General features: G+C 43.3%; 19 protein-coding genes and 1 pseudogene. 15 read left to right on the plus strand and 5 right to left on the minus strand.

What is annotated here, in order from left to right; genetic code table 11:
* Positions 1-201: 201 nt before the first annotated feature.
* Positions 202-1,353 (plus strand): phosphotransacetylase family protein, encoded by a 1,152-nt coding sequence (locus tag RMO55_RS02865; protein ID WP_310423206.1) that lies wholly within the window; start codon positions 202-204, stop codon positions 1,351-1,353.
* A 26-nt stretch (positions 1,354-1,379) separates the two neighbouring features.
* Here the strand turns inward: RMO55_RS02865 and RMO55_RS02870 are convergent, their stop codons facing one another.
* Together RMO55_RS02870 and RMO55_RS02875 are read right to left on the minus strand one after the other, a co-directional pair.
* On the minus strand, positions 1,380-2,351 hold the full coding sequence (locus tag RMO55_RS02870; RefSeq protein WP_310423209.1) for a GTP-binding protein: 972 nt from the start codon (positions 2,349-2,351) through the stop codon (positions 1,380-1,382).
* 200 nt (positions 2,352-2,551) lie between these two features.
* The gene (locus RMO55_RS02875; protein WP_310423212.1) at positions 2,552-3,550 is read right to left on the minus strand and encodes a phosphoribulokinase; all 999 of its coding nucleotides are present in this window, start codon (positions 3,548-3,550) and stop codon (positions 2,552-2,554) included.
* Between the two features lie 575 nt (positions 3,551-4,125).
* Between RMO55_RS02875 and petH the strand changes: the two genes are divergently transcribed.
* The 4 genes from petH to RMO55_RS02895 all read left to right on the plus strand — a co-directional run bounded on the left by petH (position 4,126) and on the right by RMO55_RS02895 (position 7,362).
* Positions 4,126-5,337: a ferredoxin--NADP reductase gene (gene petH / locus RMO55_RS02880; protein ID WP_310423215.1), complete on the plus strand. Its 1,212-nt coding sequence runs from the start codon at positions 4,126-4,128 to the stop codon at positions 5,335-5,337.
* Positions 5,338-5,456: 119 nt separating this feature from the next.
* Positions 5,457-5,822: a thioredoxin gene (gene trxA / locus RMO55_RS02885; protein ID WP_310423252.1), complete on the plus strand. Its 366-nt coding sequence runs from the start codon at positions 5,457-5,459 to the stop codon at positions 5,820-5,822.
* Between the two features lie 277 nt (positions 5,823-6,099).
* Positions 6,100-7,152, plus strand: a complete 1,053-nt coding sequence (locus tag RMO55_RS02890) for an LOG family protein (protein ID WP_310423218.1) — start codon at positions 6,100-6,102, stop codon at positions 7,150-7,152.
* Positions 7,153-7,212: 60 nt separating this feature from the next.
* Positions 7,213-7,362, plus strand: a complete 150-nt coding sequence (locus tag RMO55_RS02895; protein WP_310423221.1) for a hypothetical protein — start codon at positions 7,213-7,215, stop codon at positions 7,360-7,362.
* A gap of 45 nt (positions 7,363-7,407) precedes the next feature.
* Here RMO55_RS02895 and eno read toward each other — a convergent pair whose 3' ends face one another.
* On the minus strand, positions 7,408-8,673 hold the full coding sequence (gene eno / locus RMO55_RS02900; protein ID WP_310423255.1) for a phosphopyruvate hydratase: 1,266 nt from the start codon (positions 8,671-8,673) through the stop codon (positions 7,408-7,410).
* Positions 8,674-8,852: 179 nt separating this feature from the next.
* Here eno and gloA point away from each other — a divergent pair, with 179 nt between their 5' ends.
* The 6 genes from gloA (at position 8,853) to RMO55_RS02930 (ending at position 15,664) form a co-directional block, all read left to right on the plus strand.
* Positions 8,853-9,239, plus strand: coding sequence for a lactoylglutathione lyase (gloA, locus tag RMO55_RS02905; protein ID WP_310423224.1), 387 nt, complete (start codon positions 8,853-8,855; stop codon positions 9,237-9,239).
* Between the two features lie 107 nt (positions 9,240-9,346).
* Positions 9,347-10,801, plus strand: a complete 1,455-nt coding sequence (locus RMO55_RS02910; RefSeq protein ID WP_310423227.1) for a DNA phosphorothioation-associated putative methyltransferase — start codon at positions 9,347-9,349, stop codon at positions 10,799-10,801.
* 111 nt (positions 10,802-10,912) lie between these two features.
* Positions 10,913-11,686 carry a GH25 family lysozyme gene (locus tag RMO55_RS02915; RefSeq protein WP_310423230.1) on the plus strand — a complete coding sequence of 258 codons (774 nt, stop codon included), beginning with the start codon at positions 10,913-10,915 and terminating at the stop codon, positions 11,684-11,686.
* Between the two features lie 119 nt (positions 11,687-11,805).
* On the plus strand, positions 11,806-12,540 hold the full coding sequence (locus tag RMO55_RS02920) for a 2-phosphosulfolactate phosphatase family protein (protein WP_310423233.1): 735 nt from the start codon (positions 11,806-11,808) through the stop codon (positions 12,538-12,540).
* Positions 12,541-13,134: 594 nt separating this feature from the next.
* Positions 13,135-14,244 carry a glycosyltransferase family 4 protein gene (locus RMO55_RS02925; RefSeq protein WP_310423235.1) on the plus strand — a complete coding sequence of 370 codons (1,110 nt, stop codon included), beginning with the start codon at positions 13,135-13,137 and terminating at the stop codon, positions 14,242-14,244.
* A 181-nt stretch (positions 14,245-14,425) separates the two neighbouring features.
* On the plus strand, positions 14,426-15,664 hold the full coding sequence (locus RMO55_RS02930) for a lipid-A-disaccharide synthase-related protein (RefSeq protein ID WP_310423238.1): 1,239 nt from the start codon (positions 14,426-14,428) through the stop codon (positions 15,662-15,664).
* Positions 15,665-15,753: 89 nt separating this feature from the next.
* Here RMO55_RS02930 and RMO55_RS02935 read toward each other — a convergent pair whose 3' ends face one another.
* Together RMO55_RS02935 and RMO55_RS02940 are read right to left on the minus strand one after the other, a co-directional pair.
* Positions 15,754-17,481: an ABC transporter ATP-binding protein gene (locus RMO55_RS02935; RefSeq protein WP_310423241.1), complete on the minus strand. Its 1,728-nt coding sequence runs from the start codon at positions 17,479-17,481 to the stop codon at positions 15,754-15,756.
* Positions 17,482-17,661: 180 nt separating this feature from the next.
* Positions 17,662-18,318, minus strand: a complete 657-nt coding sequence (locus RMO55_RS02940; RefSeq protein WP_310423243.1) for an ankyrin repeat domain-containing protein — start codon at positions 18,316-18,318, stop codon at positions 17,662-17,664.
* Positions 18,319-18,538: 220 nt separating this feature from the next.
* On the opposite strand from RMO55_RS02940, the gene lpxC reads away from it, so the two are divergent.
* The 4 genes and pseudogenes from lpxC to RMO55_RS02960 form a co-directional block, all read left to right on the plus strand.
* A complete protein-coding gene (lpxC, locus tag RMO55_RS02945) occupies positions 18,539-19,363 on the plus strand; it encodes a UDP-3-O-acyl-N-acetylglucosamine deacetylase (RefSeq protein ID WP_310423246.1) in 825 nt (274 codons plus the stop codon).
* A 126-nt stretch (positions 19,364-19,489) separates the two neighbouring features.
* Positions 19,490-19,966 (plus strand): 3-hydroxyacyl-ACP dehydratase FabZ, encoded by a 477-nt coding sequence (fabZ, locus tag RMO55_RS02950; protein ID WP_310423258.1) that lies wholly within the window; start codon positions 19,490-19,492, stop codon positions 19,964-19,966.
* A gap of 239 nt (positions 19,967-20,205) precedes the next feature.
* A complete protein-coding gene (gene lpxA, locus RMO55_RS02955) occupies positions 20,206-21,048 on the plus strand; it encodes an acyl-ACP--UDP-N-acetylglucosamine O-acyltransferase (protein WP_310423249.1) in 843 nt (280 codons plus the stop codon).
* Positions 21,049-21,172: 124 nt separating this feature from the next.
* Positions 21,173-21,618 (plus strand): annotated as a pseudogene (locus RMO55_RS02960) (lipid-A-disaccharide synthase); the annotation flags it as partial.

Genomic DNA, 21,618 nt, shown 5'->3' on the forward strand with positions numbered 1-21,618 from the left:
CCCCACACCATCTAAATATTGAAATTAGTTACTATTTGTTGACCCGTTGAGGAAACAACCGTTGTATCCTGTTAAAACAGGCTCAGAGAGGGATCGTTGTACACTATATAGTTGGTGACTGGTTGCCGATCCGATCTTAATTGCGCGGGGAATTCCGCAGCATTCAGTTAAATTACTAGGGGTAGGTGTGTGGGGATAGCTATGAAATACTTGCTGGTAGCTTCGACTGAAGCATGTAGTGGCAAATCGGCAACAATTCTGGGAATTGCCGATCGATTACAAGACAAAGGAATCCAGATCGCCTATACTCAACCGTTAGTTACTGGAAATGCAATCGATCCACTAACTTTGGTAAACTTTGACTGCAATACTTCGGATTCTTTTGACTCCGTTCGGAGCAACCCGCTCGGCACTAGTGATCGCCAGCAGACACTCGAAACGAGAATCGATAATGATGTCCAATTGATGGCGCAAGCATTATCCCTACCCGCAGAGCGACTGGGCTTGCCATTGCTAGTCTTAGATGCAGCTCGCTCGATCGATCGATTGACAGGGATCGATCGCCAAGACTATGCTAAATTACTCAAGGAAAATATCCAGCAATTCCCTGGAGATCTGGTCATTCTCGAAGGTGGTGCCAATCTTCATGAAGGGAGCCTATTCAATTTAGCAGCCGCTCAAGTAGCGGAAACTTTGGATGCTGGCGTATTGCTGGTCAATCGTTACGATCCATTATCGAGCATCGATCTGCTGCTAACGGCCCAACAGCAGCTTGGTAACAGACTTTTGGGCTGTATCATCAATGATATCCCTCGCGATCGGGTAGAGACCGTCCAGACCACTTTGGTGCCCTATCTCGAACAGTCTGGCATCCCTGTATTTGGGATCGTCCATCGTAATGGATTGCTGCGTAGTGTCACCGTCAAGCAACTGGTCGAACAACTCGACGCAGAAGTGTTATGTCGTCCCGACCGATTGGACTTGATGGTCGAGAGCCTGTCGATCGGCGCGATGAATGTCAATTCTGCCCTAGAGTATTTTCGGCGGGGAAATAATATGGCCGTAGTCACTGGCGGAGATCGGGCAGATATTCAACTAGCCGCGCTAGAAACCTCGACACAGTGCTTGATTTTGACCGGACACCTTCCGCCTCAACCCTTCATCGTCAGCCGTGCTGAAGACCTGGAAATTCCGATCCTATCGGTAGATTTGGATACTCTTACAACCGTCGAGATTATCGATCGGGCTTTCGGTCAGGTGCGACTCCAAGAAGCGATTAAAATTAATTGTGCCCGCGAATTATTTGGCAATCATTTCGAGATCGATCGATTGATGTCTAGTTTAGGTCTCTAACGATCGACAATAAAAGATCGTATAACCTAGCTCAGGCAAGCCATAAATGCCCTGCGAAGAGCTGTTTCATCTAAATTGCGGCCGATGAACACTAATTGATTTTGACGGGCTTCCGCAGCCTGCCAGGGTCGATCGCGGCGACCATCAAAAATCATATGTACCCCTTGAAATACAAAGCGGCAATCGTCGCCAGTAATATTCAGAATTCCCTTCATCCGAAAGATATCCTGTCCCTGCGTTTTGAGTAATTCGCTAATCCAGATATTTAATTTTTCAACATCGATCGAACCCTCAGCCACCAAGGAGATCGAACCGACAGTTTCATCGTGAACGTGAGCTTCTTCGCCGAGAAATTCTGGATCGATTTCCAATGCCCGATCTAGATCGAAAGCATTTACGCCTAGGATACTATCTAAATCTACTTCTGAATTTTGAGTGCGATAAATTTTCGCTATCGCATTCATCTGACGAATTCGTTTTTCTAGCACATCTAATTCTTCGGGACCGATTAGATCTATTTTGTTTAACAAGATTCGATCGGCAAATGCAATCTGTTCGACAGCTTCATCTGCGTCCCAATGTTGGCTAATATGCTTGGCATCGACAACTGTAACAACCGCGTCCAAATAAGTCTGATTTTGGACATCCTCATCGACAAAGAAAGTTTGAATGATTGGGGCTGGATCTGCTAAACCAGTGGTTTCAATCACCAACCGATCGAACTTATCCCGGCGGCGAACTAGTTTAGAAATAATCCGAATCAAATCGCCCCTCACGGTACAACAAATACACCCATTATTCATCTCAAATATTTCTTCGTCGGTATCAACAATCAACTGATTGTCAATCCCAATCTCACCAAATTCATTGACGATCACCGCAATTTTTTTGCCATGATCTTCACTTAGGATTCGATTTAGGAGCGTTGTCTTACCAGCTCCAAGATATCCAGTCAGAACTGTAACAGGAATATTATTTAAAGATACCGAATTAGTCATAGGGATGAAAGTAAGTGGGGTTTGCATCCCCAGTTAAATAACTACTGGCTTTTTGAATCAATCGATCGGATCGATTCTATTTTAACAAGATCTAATCTAATTTTACAGACTGATGGGATAGTAGCTATCCGCCTAAGAAAAGAGAGGGTAGTATTTAACTCCCTCTCTTTCAAGTTCAACTTTTAACTTTTAACTTTCAGCTAAACTTTAGCTGCCACTTTAGCTTTAGAAGTTAAACGTTCGTATGTATCTCTCATTTTCAGACCGACCATTACTTGGAATAAACCAGTACCATTATTGGAACCAGGGTATTCTTTGTGTTGGAGCAAGAGACTAGTCATTTCGCCCTTATGCTTGGTCGAAATATTGCTGAGGTGACTCTCAATGTAGCTTACTTCTTCTAGTTGTTCTAATTGACCATCAAGTTCGAGTACCGATACAGGATGTCCGTAGTAAGTATCTGGTCCGTAGAACATTTTGATGCCAGGGAAATTACAAGTAAGTTTCCGTCCGCAAGGTCTCCAATCGATGGTGGAACCTTCATCGAATAAGTAGACAGGCTCAAAGTCAGCGATACCTTCACGTTGCATCAGACGCACACGCAGAAGCTTGCTTTCTTTATCATCAATCAGCTTAGTCGGGAGAACTTGAATTACGATGTCAGCATGACCGCGTTGAGGCTCGATGTAAGCTTCAAAGTCAGGACGACGAGATTCGATCGCGGCCAAGACATCATCGTAGCTATGACCGCGTTCTGCCATATCGCGTTGGATTTTCCAAGCAATCTTCACATCATCGGTGATATCTAGATACACGCTAAAGTCGATCAATCCGCGTACTCTCTCATCATGGAGCGGATGTAATCCTTCGATTACGACAACATGATTGGGTTCGACTTTCTCAGGAGGATCGATTAAACCAGTTTCATGATTGTAGATTGGCTTGTTAATAACTTCGCCAGCTTTGAGAGCCTTAATTTGCTCGTACATCAAATCGAAATTGTTCGCACGAGGATCGAGTGCTGTCACTTTTTGCTCTTTCCGTTGGTATCGATCGAGACTATGGTAGTCGTCCAAACAGATTACCGTGACAAAATCCTCCCCAAACAAGTCGATAATCCGTTGTAAAAACGTTGACTTACCGCAGCCGGAATCTCCAGCAACGCCAATTATCACCACACGATCCACCTTACTGGTCATAGCTATCCTCTTATATCGAAATTCTTTGTAGATATTTAGTTCTAGTTCTTTGAAATAAAATTTTACCTCAATCCGCCGTCCCAATCGAACTGGACATAGACTAATTTTTCAATCGGTTTTCATCGATCCTGGTGTAATTATCGCTTGAATTGGTCGACGATTGCGATCGACAGGTTAGCAAATTGTAAATTTTAATACATTTTATGCTGATAGTTGCCATTAAATTAGTTATTCTCTCAAGGAAGCTCAATCGCGCGCGGTGGTGATGTAAAACGATATCCAGCCAATATTATAGCTTTAATCGGTATGAGCAAATTGCGCTATTTTCTCCGAATTAGTTCCATCAAATGGCTTGGATCTACAATCTACCCGCTCGATTGTCCAAATTTGAGAAATCGACCGATTCGCTCTTGTGCAATGGGGCGCAGCTACGGTATTCTGGCTGGAATATGTTTATAAAGTGCAGGTCGTCTGCATGTCTAAGTTTTGCTGCTAACAGAAATCGCTTGTGCTCTGTGAAGTAACTTAAATTATAATGTCACCTGTTATTTGGGGTTCGGAGATATAAAATACCAATGTACAATCCAAGTCTGAGCGGTAATGCTGGTAGTTCATCAGCTAATAATCGTCTGTTTGTTTATGAAGTTATCGGGTTGAGAGACGATCGATCGTCAGGTTCCACCAGCGAGACAATCCGTAATAGCGGTAGTAAATTCATTACCGTACCTTACCAGCGGATGAATCAGGAAATGCGCCGCATTGCCAACTTAGGTGGCAAAATTCTCAGCATTCGCCCGCTGATGTCCACCGCCGAACCAACTCCAGTTGCAAGTAGCGAAACCCCCATACCAGTGGCAGCTACACCAGCCGCGCCCGTATCTGCGGCGAAAAAACATGCAGATGTTCCGGTCAATATCTATCGCCCGAATGCACCATTCGTAGGTAAATGCGTATCCAACGATGGACTTCTCGCTGAAGGCGGGATTGGCATGGTTCAACATGTCAAATTTGATATCTCTGCTGGCGATCTACGGTACTTTGAAGGACAAAGTATCGGGATTATTCCCCCTGGTAAAGATGGTAAAGGTAAAAATCACAAAATTCGGCTGTACTCGATCGCCAGCACTCGTCACGGCGATGATGTCGATGACAAAACTGTCTCCCTGTGCGTCCGCAAACTAGAGTACAAAGACGAGAAAACTGGCAAAGAAGTCGAAGGCGTTTGCTCCACCTTCCTCTGCAATATCAAACCCGGTGATGATGTCCAAATTACTGGACCGACGGGGAAAGAAATGCTGCTGCCAGAAGATCCTGAATCTACCGTTATTATGATGGCAACGGGTACTGGCATCGCACCATTCCGCGCCTACCTTTGGCGGATGTTTAAAGACAACGAACGTCATGCTAACCCCGATTATCAATTCAAAGGTTTAGCTTGGCTGGTATTTGGGGTCGCCACAACTCCCAACATCCTCTACAAAGGCGAACTTGAAGAAATTCAGGAGAAATATCCCGACAACTTCAAACTCACTTATGCTGTTAGTCGCGAACAGAAAAATGCTGAGGGTGGCAAAATGTACATCCAAGACCGCATCGCTGAAAACGCTGACGAACTATGGTCGTTGATTCAACAAGAGAAAACTCATGTCTACATCTGTGGACTCAAAGGCATGGAAACAGGCATCGATGCTGCACTGACTAATGCAGCTATCAAGTCTGATGTGAAATGGGCTGAATACCGCAGCCAAATGAAACGTGCTGGTCGTTGGCACGTTGAAACCTACTAAATTAGAGGGTAGAGGGTAGACAGTAGATAGTAGAGAGTAAAAGGTAGCTAATAATTACGAATTGTTTTGCTACCCTCTACCTCCTACCCTCTACCCTCTAACTCATATGGTAAAATTGCATACAAACCCAGCAAACCTACGAAAAGAGAAGGATTAGAGCCATGTCGTCAGCAGTAGAAGTTACAGACGGTTCTTTTAAAGAGGATGTCCTTGATAGTGAAATTCCAGTTTTGGTAGATTTTTGGGCACCTTGGTGCGGGCCTTGTAGAATGGTCGGGCCTGTAGTTGATGAAATCGCGGCTCAATATGAAGGCAAAATTAAAGTATTTAAGCTAAATACTGATAATAATCCAAATGTTGCCAGTCAGTATGGCATTCGGAGTATCCCGACATTGATGATTTTCAAGGGTGGTCAGAAAGTTGATACTGTTGTTGGTGCAGTTCCCAAAGCAACTCTTTCTAATACCGTAGAAAAGTATCTCTAAAACTACTATTTACATCAGCAGAAGAGCATAAATATTATTTAAAACATCTGCTGGGTTCGGTTGCACTGTCTAAAACCTAAATGGTGGGCAGTGCCGATCATGTTCATTTTGTCCAACGAGTCCTAATCGTAAGGCAATCGACTAAATCAAGATTTTTGCCCGATTGGGGAGCGTCTCAGACTAGATTAGTCTAGAGACGCTTTTTACATAAATGTATGGTTAGTAACTGGCGAACAGGGCATATTAGCTAAGTGCCAAGTAATTTTGAAATAAATCTATGGATGTTCTATCTACCCTAAAAAATGACCTAATCGCCACGATCGATCGTCTGCCGACCATGAATAATGGTAAGTGGATTCAACGTGCTTTAGAGGCGATTTTACGACTGTCTGAAGCAGAGATCGACAGGTTAGACTGGAAGATTCTCAGTGCTGCTGTCGGCGATATGGAAAGAGCATTCCAAGTATTTCATCCCTATCGACATATTCGCAAGGTAGCCATATTTGGTTCGGCGCGGACGAATGACAGCGCGCCAGAATATCAACTTGCCTATGACTTCGCCCACCTGATCGCCCAGCAGGGATTTATGGCGATTACGGGTGCTGGTGGGGGGATTATGGCTGCAGCGAATGCTGGTGCTGGTGCCGAGAATTCATTTGGTTTGAATATTCAACTCCCCTACGAGCAGGGGGCAAATAAATATATCGCTGGCGATCCAAAATCGATCGCGTTTAAGTATTTCTTTACGCGCAAGTTATTTTTCCTCCGCGAGAGCGATGCCGTTGCCCTTTTCCCAGGTGGATTCGGTACTCAGGATGAGGCTTTAGAGACGCTGACACTGTGTCAAACTGGTCGATATGGCCCCGTACCGATGGTGCTAATCGATCGACCAGGTGGTTCTTATTGGCATGACTGGGACAGTTATTTGCGCAAAAATCTAGCCACAACTGGTTTGATCAGTCCAGAGGATCTGAATTTGTATACGATTACCGACGATATTCAGGTGGCGACTGAGATAATTCGGAATTTTTATCGGGTATATCACTCTAGTCGGTATGTGGGTGATGAGTTTGTCATGCGATTGAAGGTGGCAATTTGCGATCGAGATCTCGATCTGCTCAATCGAGAGTTTAGCGATCTCGTCGCTAGTGGGAAGATCGTGCAAACAACTGCTTTAGATGATGAATTAGACGATCCTACTATTATAGATTTGCCTCGGCTGGTATTCAAATTTGACAGGCGCGATTTTGGCAGATTGGATCGGATGATTGACAGGATTAATCAAATGGGCGACAGTACTTGTCTTGATGCTCACCCTGAATCTAAGTAACGTAGGTTGATACAATTATTTGCCACCTACTTATAGCTACAATGATAGAGCAATATTCTGATGATTCAATCAACGCCAGAACGCCAGAAAAGTTTTTCTAGTTTCAGCTACGAAGAGGCATTCCAGCAGTTAGGAATTATTGAATTGCCACGTTGGTATATCGAGGCTGAACTCTCGGCAAAATTCAAAAGCAGTAGGGGTAATTTATGAGTTACCCCTACTGCTTTTTGCAAAATCAAAGAATACTCTAGTCGATTATTCCAAACCAGCATAGACAGCGAGATCGCCTAGTTCATCTTCAATCCGCAACAGACGGTTGTATTTTGCCACCCGTTCGCTCCGACACAGAGAACCAGTTTTAATTTGTCCCGCCCGAGTCGCGACTGCTAAGTCCGCGATCGTGGTATCTTCAGTTTCACCAGAACGATGACTGATAATCGATTTGAAACCATTGCGGGTACCGAGATCGATCGTTTGGAGCGTTTCCGTGAGGGTACCGATTTGATTGAGTTTGATCAAAATGGCATTTGCCGATTTCTCCTTAATCCCCTGACGCAAACGAACCGAATTAGTCACGAATAAATCGTCGCCGACTAATTGGACTTTCGAGCCAATTTTTTGGGTGAGTAATTGCCAGTTTGCCCAATCATCTTCATGCAATCCATCTTCGATCGAGATAATCGGATACTTGGTAGTAAGATCGGCTAAGTAATCGATAAATTCTCCAGGGGTATGGCTGCTACCGTCGTAGATATAGTTGCCATCTTTGTAGAATTCACTCGCAGCTACATCGAGCGCGAGGGCGACTTGTTCCCCAGGTTTGTAGCCTGCGGATTCGATCGCTGCCATTAGCAGTTCTAATGATGCTTGATTGGAGGCTAAATTAGGCGCGAAGCCGCCTTCATCGCCTACTCCAGTCAGAAGACCCTTTTCATCCAATACTTTGCTCAGAGCGGCAAATACTTCGGCTCCCCAGCGGAGAGCTTCCTTGAAGGAAGTCGCACCCACAGGCACGATCATAAATTCTTGGAAGTCGATGTTATTTGCCGCGTGAGAACCACCATTGATGACATTCATCAGTGGTACGGGCAACAGATTTGCTAAAGGGCCACCCAAATAGCGGTAGAGTGGGACTCCTAGGGCATTCGCGACAGCTTTAGAATTAGCTAAAGATACCGCTAAAATAGCATTAGCCCCTAATTTAGACTTAGTGGGCGTACCATCTAACTCAATCATCGATCGATCGATCGCCATTTGATCGAAAGCATCCATTCCTTCTAGTGCTGGTGCGATTTTGTCCTGAATATTAGCAACAGCTTTCAGAACACCTTTACCGCCATAGCGACTGGGATCGTCATCCCGCAACTCGTGGGCTTCAAAACTACCTGTCGATGCGCCACTGGGAACTTGAGCTAGCCCAAATCCACCATTGGCTAAGTATACTTCGGCTTCTACTGTCGGGCGACCGCGAGAATCGAGAATCTCTCTAGCTCTAATTTCCGCAATCGCCATATCTGGCATATTCATAGTTATTCCCTCATCCTTCGATCGCGATCGATCCTTCCTTAAACTAATGTAACGTAACACCCCAATTATCCGTTCCTCGGCAACAACTGCTGCCAACACGTTATCATACGTCCTGAAGACACCCTAAATAGCAATTTTCGTCACCAAATTTTAAAAATTATTCAAATAAAGCTATGCGTTTTCTACATACAATGTTGCGAGTCGGCGATTTAGATACATCTATCCGCTTCTATTGTGAGGTGTTGGGGATGCAGTTACTCCGCCGAGAGGACTTTCCAGAGGGTAGGTTTACTCTTGCTTTTGTCGGTTATGGGGATGAATCCGACCATACTGTCATCGAACTAACCCACAATTGGGATACCTCAGCCTACACGATCGGCGATGCCTATGGTCATATCGCACTTGGGGTAGATGATATCTATGCTACCTGTGATGAAATTACGGCTAAGGGCGGGAAGGTTACTCGCGCTCCAGGTGCGATGAAACACGGAACGACGATAATTGCTTTTGTCGAAGATCCAAATGGCTATAAAATTGAATTAATTCAAACAGGGAAATAATATCGAGATTCGTAGGGGCGGGTTTATGCCAAAAATATAGATTGCACAAAAAATTTAATTCAAACCCGCCCAAACCCCACTAGTAATTAGTTGAGGAGGATCGACTTATGCAAATACCAATTGGATTAGAAGTTGAAAGACATCGCGCTGCTATGACACGGATTGAATTATCTCGTCCGGTGAGATTAGCGATCGAGTCTGGTATTATTACGACGGAAACAACTATTTTTGACTATGGTTGTGGCATTGGTGGGGATGTTCAAAGATTAAAGTCATCGGGTTATAATTGTGAGGGTTGGGACCCATATTATTTTCCTGATGTTGAGATTCGATCGGCAGATATAGTCAATTTAAGTTATATCATTAATGTCATTGAAGATCCTAACGAACGCGATCGAGCATTAATCCAGGCGTGGCAATTGACGGGGCAAGTATTAATCGTTGCGGCGCAGATTTTAGTCAACGATTTACGCGGTGTGTTGGCTTATGGGGATGGAATTTTAACTAAGCGGAATACGTTTCAAAAATACTATCAGCAAGTAGAATTAAAGGAGTATATCGATCGCGTTCTGACTGTCGATGCAGTGCCGATTGGGTTAGGGGTTTTTCTAGTATTTCGGGATGAAGCTCAAGCCGAGACTTTTCGAGCAGTGAGACTTTATACTCGCATGTCTACACCGTGCGTGCGGGTTGAGAGTAAGCGATTTGAAGACTATCAAGAACAACTCGCACCCTTGATGGAATTCGTCAGCGAGCGGGGACGAATTCCAGTTAAAGGAGAACTAGACGTAGAAGCTGAATTGAATCAAGAATTTGGCAGTTTAAAACGCGCATTTCAGATTATTTTAACTGCTACTGACGAGGAAGAATGGGATGTAATTGCTTACCAGCGATCGTTAGATTTACAAGTTTATTTAGCTCTGGCTCATTTTGGAAAAGGACGCAGTATCAAGAAGCTATCTCCATCAATTCGTGCAGATATTAAAGCCTTTTTTGGTAGCTATGATGAAGCCTGTGAAGTTGCCGATCGATTGCTGTTTAAGATTGGCGAACCAGGTATAATCAAACAAGCTTGTCAACAGAGTAAAATCGGTAAACTATTGCCTGCTGCTCTTTACGTGCACATTTCTGCGCTAAACGAAATCGATCCAAAACTCCGACTCTATGAAGGTTGTGCTAGTCGAAATATTGGTGGTACTGAAGATGCGAACATTATCAAGTTTCATACCGAAAAACCATGTATCTCCTATCTATATTATCCCGACTTTGAATCGATCGCCCATCCAGCCTTACAATGGGCAATGCTTATCGACTTACGAGATTTAAGCCTGCGACTCCGCGACTACTCTCAACAAGAGAATCCACCGATCCTCCATCGCAAAGAAACTTTTCTGAGCGAGCATCATCCGCTATACGCAAAGTTTGCCAAATTCACTAAATCCGAAGAAAAAGCTGGACTATTTAGCGAAACCAAAACTATCGGCAATCGACAAGGATGGGAACGAAGACTGCAGGAATGTGGCGTTCAGATTAAAAATCATCGCGTAATTCGCAATTCATAAGCTGCCCTTACATTTAAATCACATACTAGATTTCATTTCTTGAAAGCGGGGAGCGGGGAGAAGACAAGTAAATTAAATGACTAACAGCTTAGTTCAATCTACAGACAACTTGTGAAAAATCGGAATTTATTTCTACGTCAAGATGGCAAAATAAATATCAGATCGATCATGCTATCGATTGGTATCATCACAACAACAATTGCTGGAATTAGCGGAATTTTATTTAATTTTGGGCTGATTTATGTCAACGATCCAGATCGCCAAAGGTTTCCCATTCGAGGAATTGATATCTCCAATCACCAAAAGCAAATTGACTGGGCAAAGTTCGATCAATCCCAAATTAATTTCGTCCTAATTAAAGCAACCGAAGGCGGAGACTTTAAAGACCCTCTGTTTGAAAATAATTGGCGAAATGTACGGCAAAAAGGTGCGATTACTGGAGCATATCATTTCTTCACTTTTTGTAAATCGGGACGAGAACAAGCACAGAATTATATTGAAACAGTACCTCGATCTAAGCAATCACTACCACCAGTTATCGATTTAGAATTTAGTGGTAATTGTAAGTCCATACCTACTCCAGTGACTTTAGACAAAGAGCTAAATACCTTCATGGCGATCGTCGAAAAATATTATCATAAGAATCCAATTTTATACGTTACTTATGAGTTTTACGATCGATACTTACAGCATAAATATCCAAATAATTCAATCTGGATTAGTGATTTCTATAGCTTTAATAAATTACCAACTTTGTCAGACAGTAAACATTGGTTGTTTTGGCAATATAGCGAACGTGGTAGAATTGCGGGGATTTCTACCTTAGTAGATCTAAACGTTTTTAGTGGAACTAAATCTCAATTTGAACGATTGGTAAGTAATTGAAAACGATCGACAAAATTTTGACTCTCTCCCATCGCAGGTAAAAAGTGTAGCGACTAGGATTAAGATTGACTTAGGGTGGATAATACCCGTGCGAATCAAGAAATATTTCTGTCTTAACTGTGAAATTATATACCTACCATACTCCCGAACGAACCCCCTCAGACGAATTGCCAGTGTGCGCGATCGCGATCGACGTACTACGAGCTACCTCGACGATCGCTGCGGCACTGAATTCTGGAGCCGAGGCAATTCAAGCATTTAGCGACATGGATACACTGATGCGAGTGAGTGACAAGTGGCCATCTGAATTACGTTTGCGCGGTGGCGAGCGGGGCGGTGCGAAGGTCGCTGGTTGCGATCTGGGCAATTCTCCCCTAGACTGCACCCCAGCAGTAGTCAAAGGCAAACGGTTATTTATCAGTACTACCAATGGTACTCGCACCTTGCAGCGTGTACAAGACGCGAAAATCGTTCTCGCCGCAGCTCTAATCAATCGTCAAGCGATCGTCGATTATGTCGTATCCCAGCGGCCAGAGACAGTCTGGATGGTAGGATCGGGATGGGAAGGTGATTACTCTTTAGAGGATACCGTCTGTGCGGGCGCGATCGCCGATAGTATTATTACGAAGTTAGATGTACCGTTAGCAGAAATAGCGGGTAATGATGAATTGGTAGCTTCGATCGCCTTATATCGACAGTGGAAAGACAATCTTTTAGAATTATTTTACCTTGCCAATCACGGGCAACGTTTAGTTCGATTGGAATGTTTTGACGATCTCAAATTCTGTGCGACTCCCGACACGCTAAATATCGTACCGATTCAAACTAGTTTAGGTGTGCTGCAATCAAACTAGCACAATCTCACAGCTCACACCAGTAGAAAAATATTAGCAGCATATGCCCAGGATACCCATAAAACAGCGTTTTTATTCGGGGGTTCCCCCCGAATAAAAGAACGACAAGACAGGGCATTCCCACACAATTAAGCTGAAAATAAAAACGAATCTGGTGGAGGTATGTAAAACTGTGGACACGTCGGCTGCTACGGACAGCGAATCATCGCTACAGTTGTTTGTTGGTAAGGAAAATTCTGTCTTTTAACAATTTATTGACTAAAAGCTTGAATTTCGCTGAGATAGATTTTTTGTCATTAGCATTACATCTTTGTAATTGAACTATCATATCATCCATACTGTTCATTCGATCGCATGTTTAATTGACACTCGATCGATCTTGAATCTCAGCGAATTTGATCGCATAGTGTCTATATTGGAGCAACTGACGGTACAGCAAAAAGAGGAAGTGTTGAAAATCTGATTGCCGATCTACTAGCAGATGATGATGGAAATTATCTGGACTAAGGGTATGCGCCCATTATTATATTTAAGTATCATTCTTCTAGTAAGAAAGATAGTAAGTAGATAGAAGAAAAATATGGCTGTATTATTATGGAAAATACCAAACATTTAGTTTATATTTTACCTTATCTAGAACAGGGTGGTACTGAAAAACAGGCTTTAAGTCTGATTGAAGAATTTCAGGATCGATATGAGATTTCACTATTCGCACCGACGGGTAAAACTTTGCCCATGTTTCTAGAAAAGCAGCTCAACTACTGTGAATTTACATCATGGGATCGAAATTTCTTTAGTGGATTGAGAGAATTAATTACTGGAATTAAAGCTGCTCATAAACGTCAATCGATCGATCTAATTCATGTTCATGGCGCACATGAATTGATGATTCCGCTGCGGCTATTATTTCCCAATTTGCCGATCGTGTTTACGGTACATGGTTATCATGAAGCTAGTGCTGAAATTAGCTATCGGCTAGCCTGTTTATTTGCCAATCTGTGGGCGACTAGGGTAATTTGTGTCTGTCAAACTGAGTACGATATCTTAGTCAAGTTTGGGATGAATCGGGCAAAGCTGGAGATGATCTATAATGGTGTCGCGACACCAACAATCGATCGATCGATTGTCGCATCTTTAGCCACACGGTTTAATTTAGATCCGACTACTCAAACAATTATCGGTACAGCGGCTAGACTATCTGAAGCAAAAGGATTGACTTACTTATTACAAGCATTCGCACGAGTGGCGCAGGACAAAGCAAATTTGCGTTTAGTTATCGCTGGCGTGGGAGAATTAGAACAACAACTCAAACAACAGTCTCAAGACTTAGATATTGCCGATCGCACGATCTTTGCAGGATATATGGATAATTTACCAGAGTTAATGAGTTTATTCAACTTCTTTGTTTTGCCCTCCTTACAAGAAGCCTGTAGTTTAGCTTGCGCTGAAGCAATGGCGCAACAAAAGGCAGTTATTGGCACTAGTATCGGTGGAATTGTCGAACAGGTAGCAGATGATGAGACTGGCTTTATAGTTCCACCTCAGGATGTTGATAGTTTAGGTGATAAGATTCAATATTTACTCGATCGACCCGAACTAGTCGATGAATTTGCCCAGAATGGACGCAAAAGATATGAAGAATATTTTGCACTCGATTGCATGTTAAGTAAGACAGAAGATTTATATGCTAAACTCCTCAATTGAAACATGCAATCTTTGCTAGGGTGGTTAGGGCAGGTTCGTTTTAGACTTATTTTCAGGTATTTAATCCCTAGCATAAAGCGGATACGCTCCGGCTGGGTTTCCCGACCATGGAAGCGAACCAATCACCTGCCACTACATTATTCTAACTCTCTGCGTCCTCTGCACCGCTGCGGTTAAAAAAATGATCGATTTAGATCCACACAAAAAACCAAAAAAAGTTTTATTCCTAAGTAATGGACATGGAGAAGATCTCAACGCCATTCAAATATTAAAAGCATTGCGCCAACAACAACCGCAGCTAGAAATCGGTGCAATGCCCATCGTTGGATATGGGAATGCTTATCGCAATTTAGATGTAAATATTATCGGCCCGACGGAAGCATTACCATCAGGTGGATTTGTTTATGGCGATCGATTAAAGTTACTAGACGATGTTCGATCAGGTTTATTTACCCTACTCTGGCGACAGATTCAAGCTATTCGCAAATACGGTCGGGACTGTATGGCAATTTTAGCCGTTGGCGATGTGGTTGTATTGTTGGGTGCCTATCTAACAGGTAAACCCTACATCTCATTTATGGTGTCGAGTTCGGCATATTACGAACATCGGATGAAGTTTCCCCTGCTTACCGATTGGCTACTAAAATCCGATCGCTGTCGCCAGATATTTACACGCGATCGATATACTGCCCAGATGTTAAATAATCAGGGTTATGGTAAGGCGATCTTTGTCGGTTTTCCCGCGATGGATGCGTTGGAATTGACAGGGAAAGATTTACAGTTATTACCCAATCTACCCTTGGTTGCACTATTACCAGGGAGTAGATTACCCGAAGCCGGAACTAATTTACAGTTACTTTTAGATCTGGCGATTGCGACAACTTCCCTATTTCCTGAAGGGATTCAATTTTGCGCCGCCGTCACACCGAATTTATGTTTGTCAGATTCCATAGGTGCGATTCCTCTGCAACAGCTAGCCGAGCAACGAGGGTGGGAGTATCACCCCGCAGGTTATTTGACACATCCCGAACATCAGATTAGGCTACGGTGCATTTATGATGCCTTTGCAGATATTTTACAGCAGTGCGATCTCGTTGCTGGCATGGCTGGTACCGCGATCGAGCAAGCGGTGGGTTTAGGTAAACCGATTATTCAAATTCCTAGTGCTGGGCCTCAGTTTACCTATATTTTCGCTGAAGCGCAAATGCGCCTACTCGGATCGTCAGTGCAAACTATCGGTACCAAACCAGCTAACGCCGAGACGATTACTCAAGCGGCGCAAGCTATCCATCGCACACTAGAGGATAAAGAATATCTCGCACAATGTCGAGAGAATGGCTTGGAGCGAATTGGAAATGCGGGTGGTGGCGACGCAATGGCGAGGGTTTTCAGCGATCTATTTTTAAAAACCTACTTGTAGTAAGTAGAGTCAGGAATAATTACCACATCACTCGAACAGAATATCGATCGAATTGAGTGCTGGAACACTAAGATTATCATCTCCTCATCTTATTCGTTAAATTGTCGAGCATAAAACTGAGCGTAGCGTCCAGTTTTTTCGAGTAGTTCGGGATGTGTACCTGCTTCAATAATTTCGCCATTTTCGATGACCAAAATTCGATCTGCTTTTCTGACTGTTGCTAAACGATGGGCGATAATAAATACCGTTCGATCTGCCATGATTCGTTCTAGTGCTTCTTGTACTAAGGCTTCCGATTCGGAATCTAACGCTGAAGTCGCTTCGTCGAGAATGAGAATGCGAGGATTGAATAACACTGCTCTGGCGATCGCGATTCGTTGTTTTTGTCCGCCGGATAATGTCGTTCCTTTCTCGCCGACGTATGTATAGTAACCTTGTGAAAGTTGGGAGATAAATTGATGAGCATTGGCAATTTTAGCCGCTGCTTCTACTGCTTGAATATCGAAGTCAGTTTGTCCAAAAGCGATATTTTGAGCGATATGTCCCGATAATAATACTGTATCCTGTGGGACGATCCCAATTTGACGACGGAGACTTTTAAGCGTGACATCACGGATATCAATGTCATCGATCGAGATGCTACCAGATGATACGTCGTGAAAGCGATTTAATAGACTCAGAATCGTGCTTTTACCTGCGCCAGAAGCCCCGACAAGGGCGATTGTTTCTCCTGGTTTGATATTTAAGTCGAATGATTTCAGAATCGGTTTGTCGGGCGTATAACCAAAACTGACATGATGATAGTCAATCTTTCCGGTAATACGGGGCAATTCGATCGCGTTAGCTTTTTCAGTAATTGTGACTGGAATCGTAAATAATTCAAACACTCGATCGACTGAAGCTTCTGCTTGTTTGATATCATTAAAATTACCCGTGGTAATGGCGATCGGATCGATTAATAAAGCGATCGCAATTAAATAGCTGACAAAAACACTGCTAGTTAGATTTCCCAGTGAAATCTGCCAGCCAGCCAGTACGAAGAGAAAAAGAATACTTGCTGCTTGAATAAAGCTAATAATCGGAAATTGGAAAGCTTTGAGATGTTCCGTACCATATTTTGCTTGATAATTTAATTCCGCTTCCTGTCCGAATCTAAAGTTTGCATAATCTTCTGCGGCAAATGCTTGAATTGATCGCATATTACCAGTAAATTCGGTAATCAATGAAGCTAAATCGGACGTGCGATTTTGACTACGGAGCGAAAATTTCTGTAACTTTTCGCCGAACCACCCGACGATGATGGCAATAATGGGTACGAGAATAAATACCGTAATCGTTAATTGCCAATTCACCCATACCAAATACCCCAAAATCAGGATTAGTTGTAAAACACAAGGAATAAATTGATGAAAAATCTTGTAGATGACTTCGGCGACTCGATCGACATCTTCAGTTAATCTATATGCTAAATCACCAGTTTGAACAGTTTGTGTATATGCCGAACCTACTTGCAGCAAATGTGCATAAACCCGTTTGCGCAAATCTAATGTAACTGTAAATGCGACCTTGGCCATCAGTGCATCTTGCCCATACTGGGCGATACCGCGTAGGATATAAACCAACCCACCAATCAGGGCAAATTTAATCAATAATTGGAGATTACCATCTCCCAGATGTTTGGAAATATCCCCTGCCAAAGATGCCATCAATGGCGAAAATAGGCTAAAGATAATTACACATAATAAACCCACACTAATTATCTGCCAATGGGGACGGAGATAGGGAATAATCTGCCAATAATTAGAACGCTGTTTCACCTTAATCACTCGATCGATATAAAAAATAGTTTACTACCGCGATCTGTTAAAATCTCAATCTGTTCATCATTTTATGCATATCTTGCACAAATACATGGACATTATTAATATCGTAGATCTGATGCTACCCACAAGGGGCACCCTCACAATTTACCTGTAGGAGTACATTCTGGTTCTAGTCTACGATTTTGCGCCTGCATTCTTTAGTGTTGCGACTATTTTCTTCCAGTTGCCACTCTTGGCAATAGTCAAAGGCGTATCGCCCATTTTATTTTTAACATTTACCTTTGCACCATGTTTAATTAATAGTTTCACTACCTCGACATACTCATCTTGATAATGGTTGGCTACACCCCAAGCGGCGAATATTAAAGCTGTACTGCCTTTGCCAGCTCTGGCATTAACATTCGCACCTTTATTAATTAAGAGCTTTGTCATTTCCACACCACCACGATAGGTCACTCTAGCTGAAATCATCACCGGAGTCAAACCTTCTTCACCAACTAGATTGACATTTGCACCGCGAGCTAACATCAATTCCACACAATCGATCGAACCTGAATTAATCGCAGCATGAAGATAACGATTTGGACTACCACCGCGATCGACAAACTTCTTTAATTTCTCGACTCGATTTATGACAATATCATCAAGTACCTCATCTACCGATGCTTCAATTGGCTGAGACGATCGATCTACGCGCAGATGAGTAGCATTTATTCGATGCCAATATCGATCGGTCCGATCGACTTTTATAGCTGCCAGAGCTGAATAATTTATTAATAATAGATTTGCAATAATAGCTAGTGAAATTTTAGCAAGAGTAGACTTTGACATGATGATAACGGAGTTGATGAAAATTGCGTGGTGAATCATTCACAAACACCACTTGACTCAAATAGATATTTAACGTTTGACTCGATCGAGATTATCGATCTAATACCAGTTCTCCTCAGACAAAGGCAAGTTTGGCATCGATCGTGAGTAGAAAAGATCGAAATACGAGCGGGTTGTGTCATAATTGACACCGATCGCTTATGGATGTTCCGATAGTGCAATGTCTACAGTCTCAAATATTTGTGAGGTTCGAGGAATTGGACTTCATTCGGGAGTAACTACCACCGTCACAATTGTGCCGACAGATCCTGGTACGGGACGTTATTTCGTGCGGGTAGATTTGCCCGATGCGCCCCAGATTCCCGCGCACATTGCCAATGTAAGTCAAACCACCTTGTCTACCGAATTGAGCGCAAATGGTGCGTCGGTGAGGACTGTAGAGCATTTACTCGCCACTTTAGCCGCACTGGGAATTGAGGATGCGCGGATTGAAATCGATGGGGCTGAATTGCCGCTGCTAGATGGTTCGGCACAGGTTTGGGTAGAAGAGATAGTTCGATCGAGAACTGAGCCGCTAACGGGCAATTTAGCTAGATCTGGAGTGCTAATTGAGCCAGTCTCGATTCAACAAGGTGATGCCTTTGTGATGGCATTACCATCGAGCGTACTGCGATTTACCTATGGGATTGATTTTGATGTCGCGGCGATTGGCAATCAGTGGCATAGTTGGCAACCAGGCAAAGATGACTTTAGCACCGAAATTGCTCCCGCGCGGACATTTGCTTTGGCGCACCAGATCGAACAATTGCGATCGGCAGGCTTGATTAAAGGTGGTAGTTTAGATAATGCCCTCGTTTGCGACGAGCGTCAGTGGTTAAATCCGCCCTTACGATTCCCAAATGAGCCATGTCGTCATAAACTATTAGACTTAATCGGCGATCTGAGTCTGCTCGGCAAATTTCCCCAAGCACATTTCCTCGCATACAAAGCCAGTCATCAATTACACGTTCGATTGGCGCAACGGTTGCATGAAATGGGATATTAAATTCAGTTGACAGTTAACAGTTGACAGTTGACAGTTAAAGTTAGCAATTATCACTAGACAACCAATTTACAAATATTAGGTCTAATGTCCACTACACTCGATCGATCTCAAGAGACTGTTGCTGTTATGGCCGAGCCAGCACATCCAAACACATCAGAGCCAGTGAAAACCACCTTTAATCTTCAAGAGATTCACAAACTCTTACCCCATCGCTATCCTTTTGCCCTCGTCGATAAAATTATCGACTTTGTACCTGGAGAAAAAGCGGTTGGCCTAAAAAATGTCACCTTCAACGAACCCTTCTTTCAAGGACACTTTCCTGGGCATCCATTAATGCCTGGAGTGATGATTATTGAAGCGATGGCTCAAGTCGGTGGGATTATTCTCACCCAACTTCCCGAATATAATGGGGGTTTATTCGTGTTTACAGGTATCGACGGAGCCAAATTCCGCCAACAAGTGGTTCCTGGCGACCAATTAATCATGACAGTGGAACTCCAATCGTTTAAACGTCGTCGATTTGCAAAGATGCACGCGCGCGCTGAAGTCGATGGTCAACTTGCTGCTGCTGGAGATCTCACCTTTGCTCTAGTAGAAGTGTAATTGAAATGTTGGTCATCGATGATAACAGCAGATGAAAGTATCAGCCTCCTTCAATCGTGGGCACAATAGTAAGTACAGAACTAGTCTACTGGTGAAAACTGACTTACAACAGCCCAACCTTTGAACAAGGCTTGTATCATCGCCTCTACAGATACGATCTCCAAAATTGGACTCACATCTGTAAAATGATTCAGCTAGCATCTGCATCACCGATAACCCAACTGTAGGAAAATGACAAGATGGCTGGAGTAGCAATGTTAATGACACGAATTCATCCTACCGCTGTGGTGCATCCCAGTGCGGATCTCGACCCGACTGTGCAGATTGGTCCCTATGCAATTATTGGCGAAAATGTCAAAATTGGTGCTGGGACGACAGTTGGTGCCCATGCCATAATTGAAGGGCCGACGATTATCGGTGTTGGCAATCAAATTTTCCCGGGTGCGGCGATCGGACTAGACAGTCAGGATTTAAAATATAAAGGTGGCGAAACTTGGGTCAAAATTGGCGATTACAATCGGATTCGGGAATATGTAACCATCAACCGCGCCACAGGTATCGGCGAAGCTACTGTCATCGGCAATCATAATCTGTTGATGGCTTATGTCCATATCGCCCACAATTGCACGATCGAGGATAATGTTAAAATTGCTAACGCTACGTCTTTAGCTGGCGATGTCTATGTAGAATCAGAAGCGGTAATTAGTGGTGTATTGGGTATCCATCAATTCGTCCGCGTGGGTAGATTATCGATGATTGGTGGCATGACTAGGATTCAGAGAGACGTACCACCATTTACAATCGTTGAAGGCACTCCTGCGCGAGTTCGTTCGCTCAATTTTGTTGGGCTAGAACGTTCTGGCTGTACTCCAGAAGAACTAGCGGTTCTCAAAAAAGCTTATCGTACTATTTACCACTCCGACAAAACTCTCAGCCAAGCTTTAGACAATTTGGATTTATTCCCTAGTTACGAAAGAGTTCAATATCTTCAAAGATTCCTCAAACAATCGATCGATGGTAAGAAAGATCATAAACGTAGAGGCCCTATTCCTGGCAAATCGATCGATAATAAAAGCGAGTAATTAATTAAAATTCGTAGGTTGGGTTGAAGGAACGAAACCCAACAATCTTCTCAATTATGCTGGCATGATGTTGGGTATCGCCTTCGTTCAACCCAACCTACAACTATTCCCTATTCCCTAATCAGTGTCTCCCCTCTCCCCTTCCTCAAAAACCATCTTCATCAGCACTGGAGACGTATCTGGCGATCTTCAAGGAGCATTACTTGTCACTGCACTCAAACAACTCGGCGAAAAGTCAGGGATCGACCTGAATATTGTTGCCCTTGGTGGTAGTAAAATGGCCGCAGCAGGCGCGACAATCCTAGCTGACACTACTCGGATCAGTTCGATCGGGATACTAGAGGCTGTGGCTTATATTGCCCCAACTGTGAAAGTTCAGAATGTTGCCAAAAAGTATTTAAAAACCACGCCACCAGATGTAATTGTGTTAATCGATTATATGAGTCCGAATGTGGTGATCGGTAATTATGCTAGGAAGGAGTTTCCTGATGTGCCAATTATTTATTATATTGCGCCTCAAGAATGGGTGTGGTCGCATAACAATAAAAAGGCTAGTGTAATTGTTAAATT

The organism is Chamaesiphon sp. VAR_48_metabat_135_sub, from assembly GCF_031418915.1.
Taxonomy (GTDB): Bacteria; Cyanobacteriota; Cyanobacteriia; order Cyanobacteriales; family Chamaesiphonaceae; genus Chamaesiphon.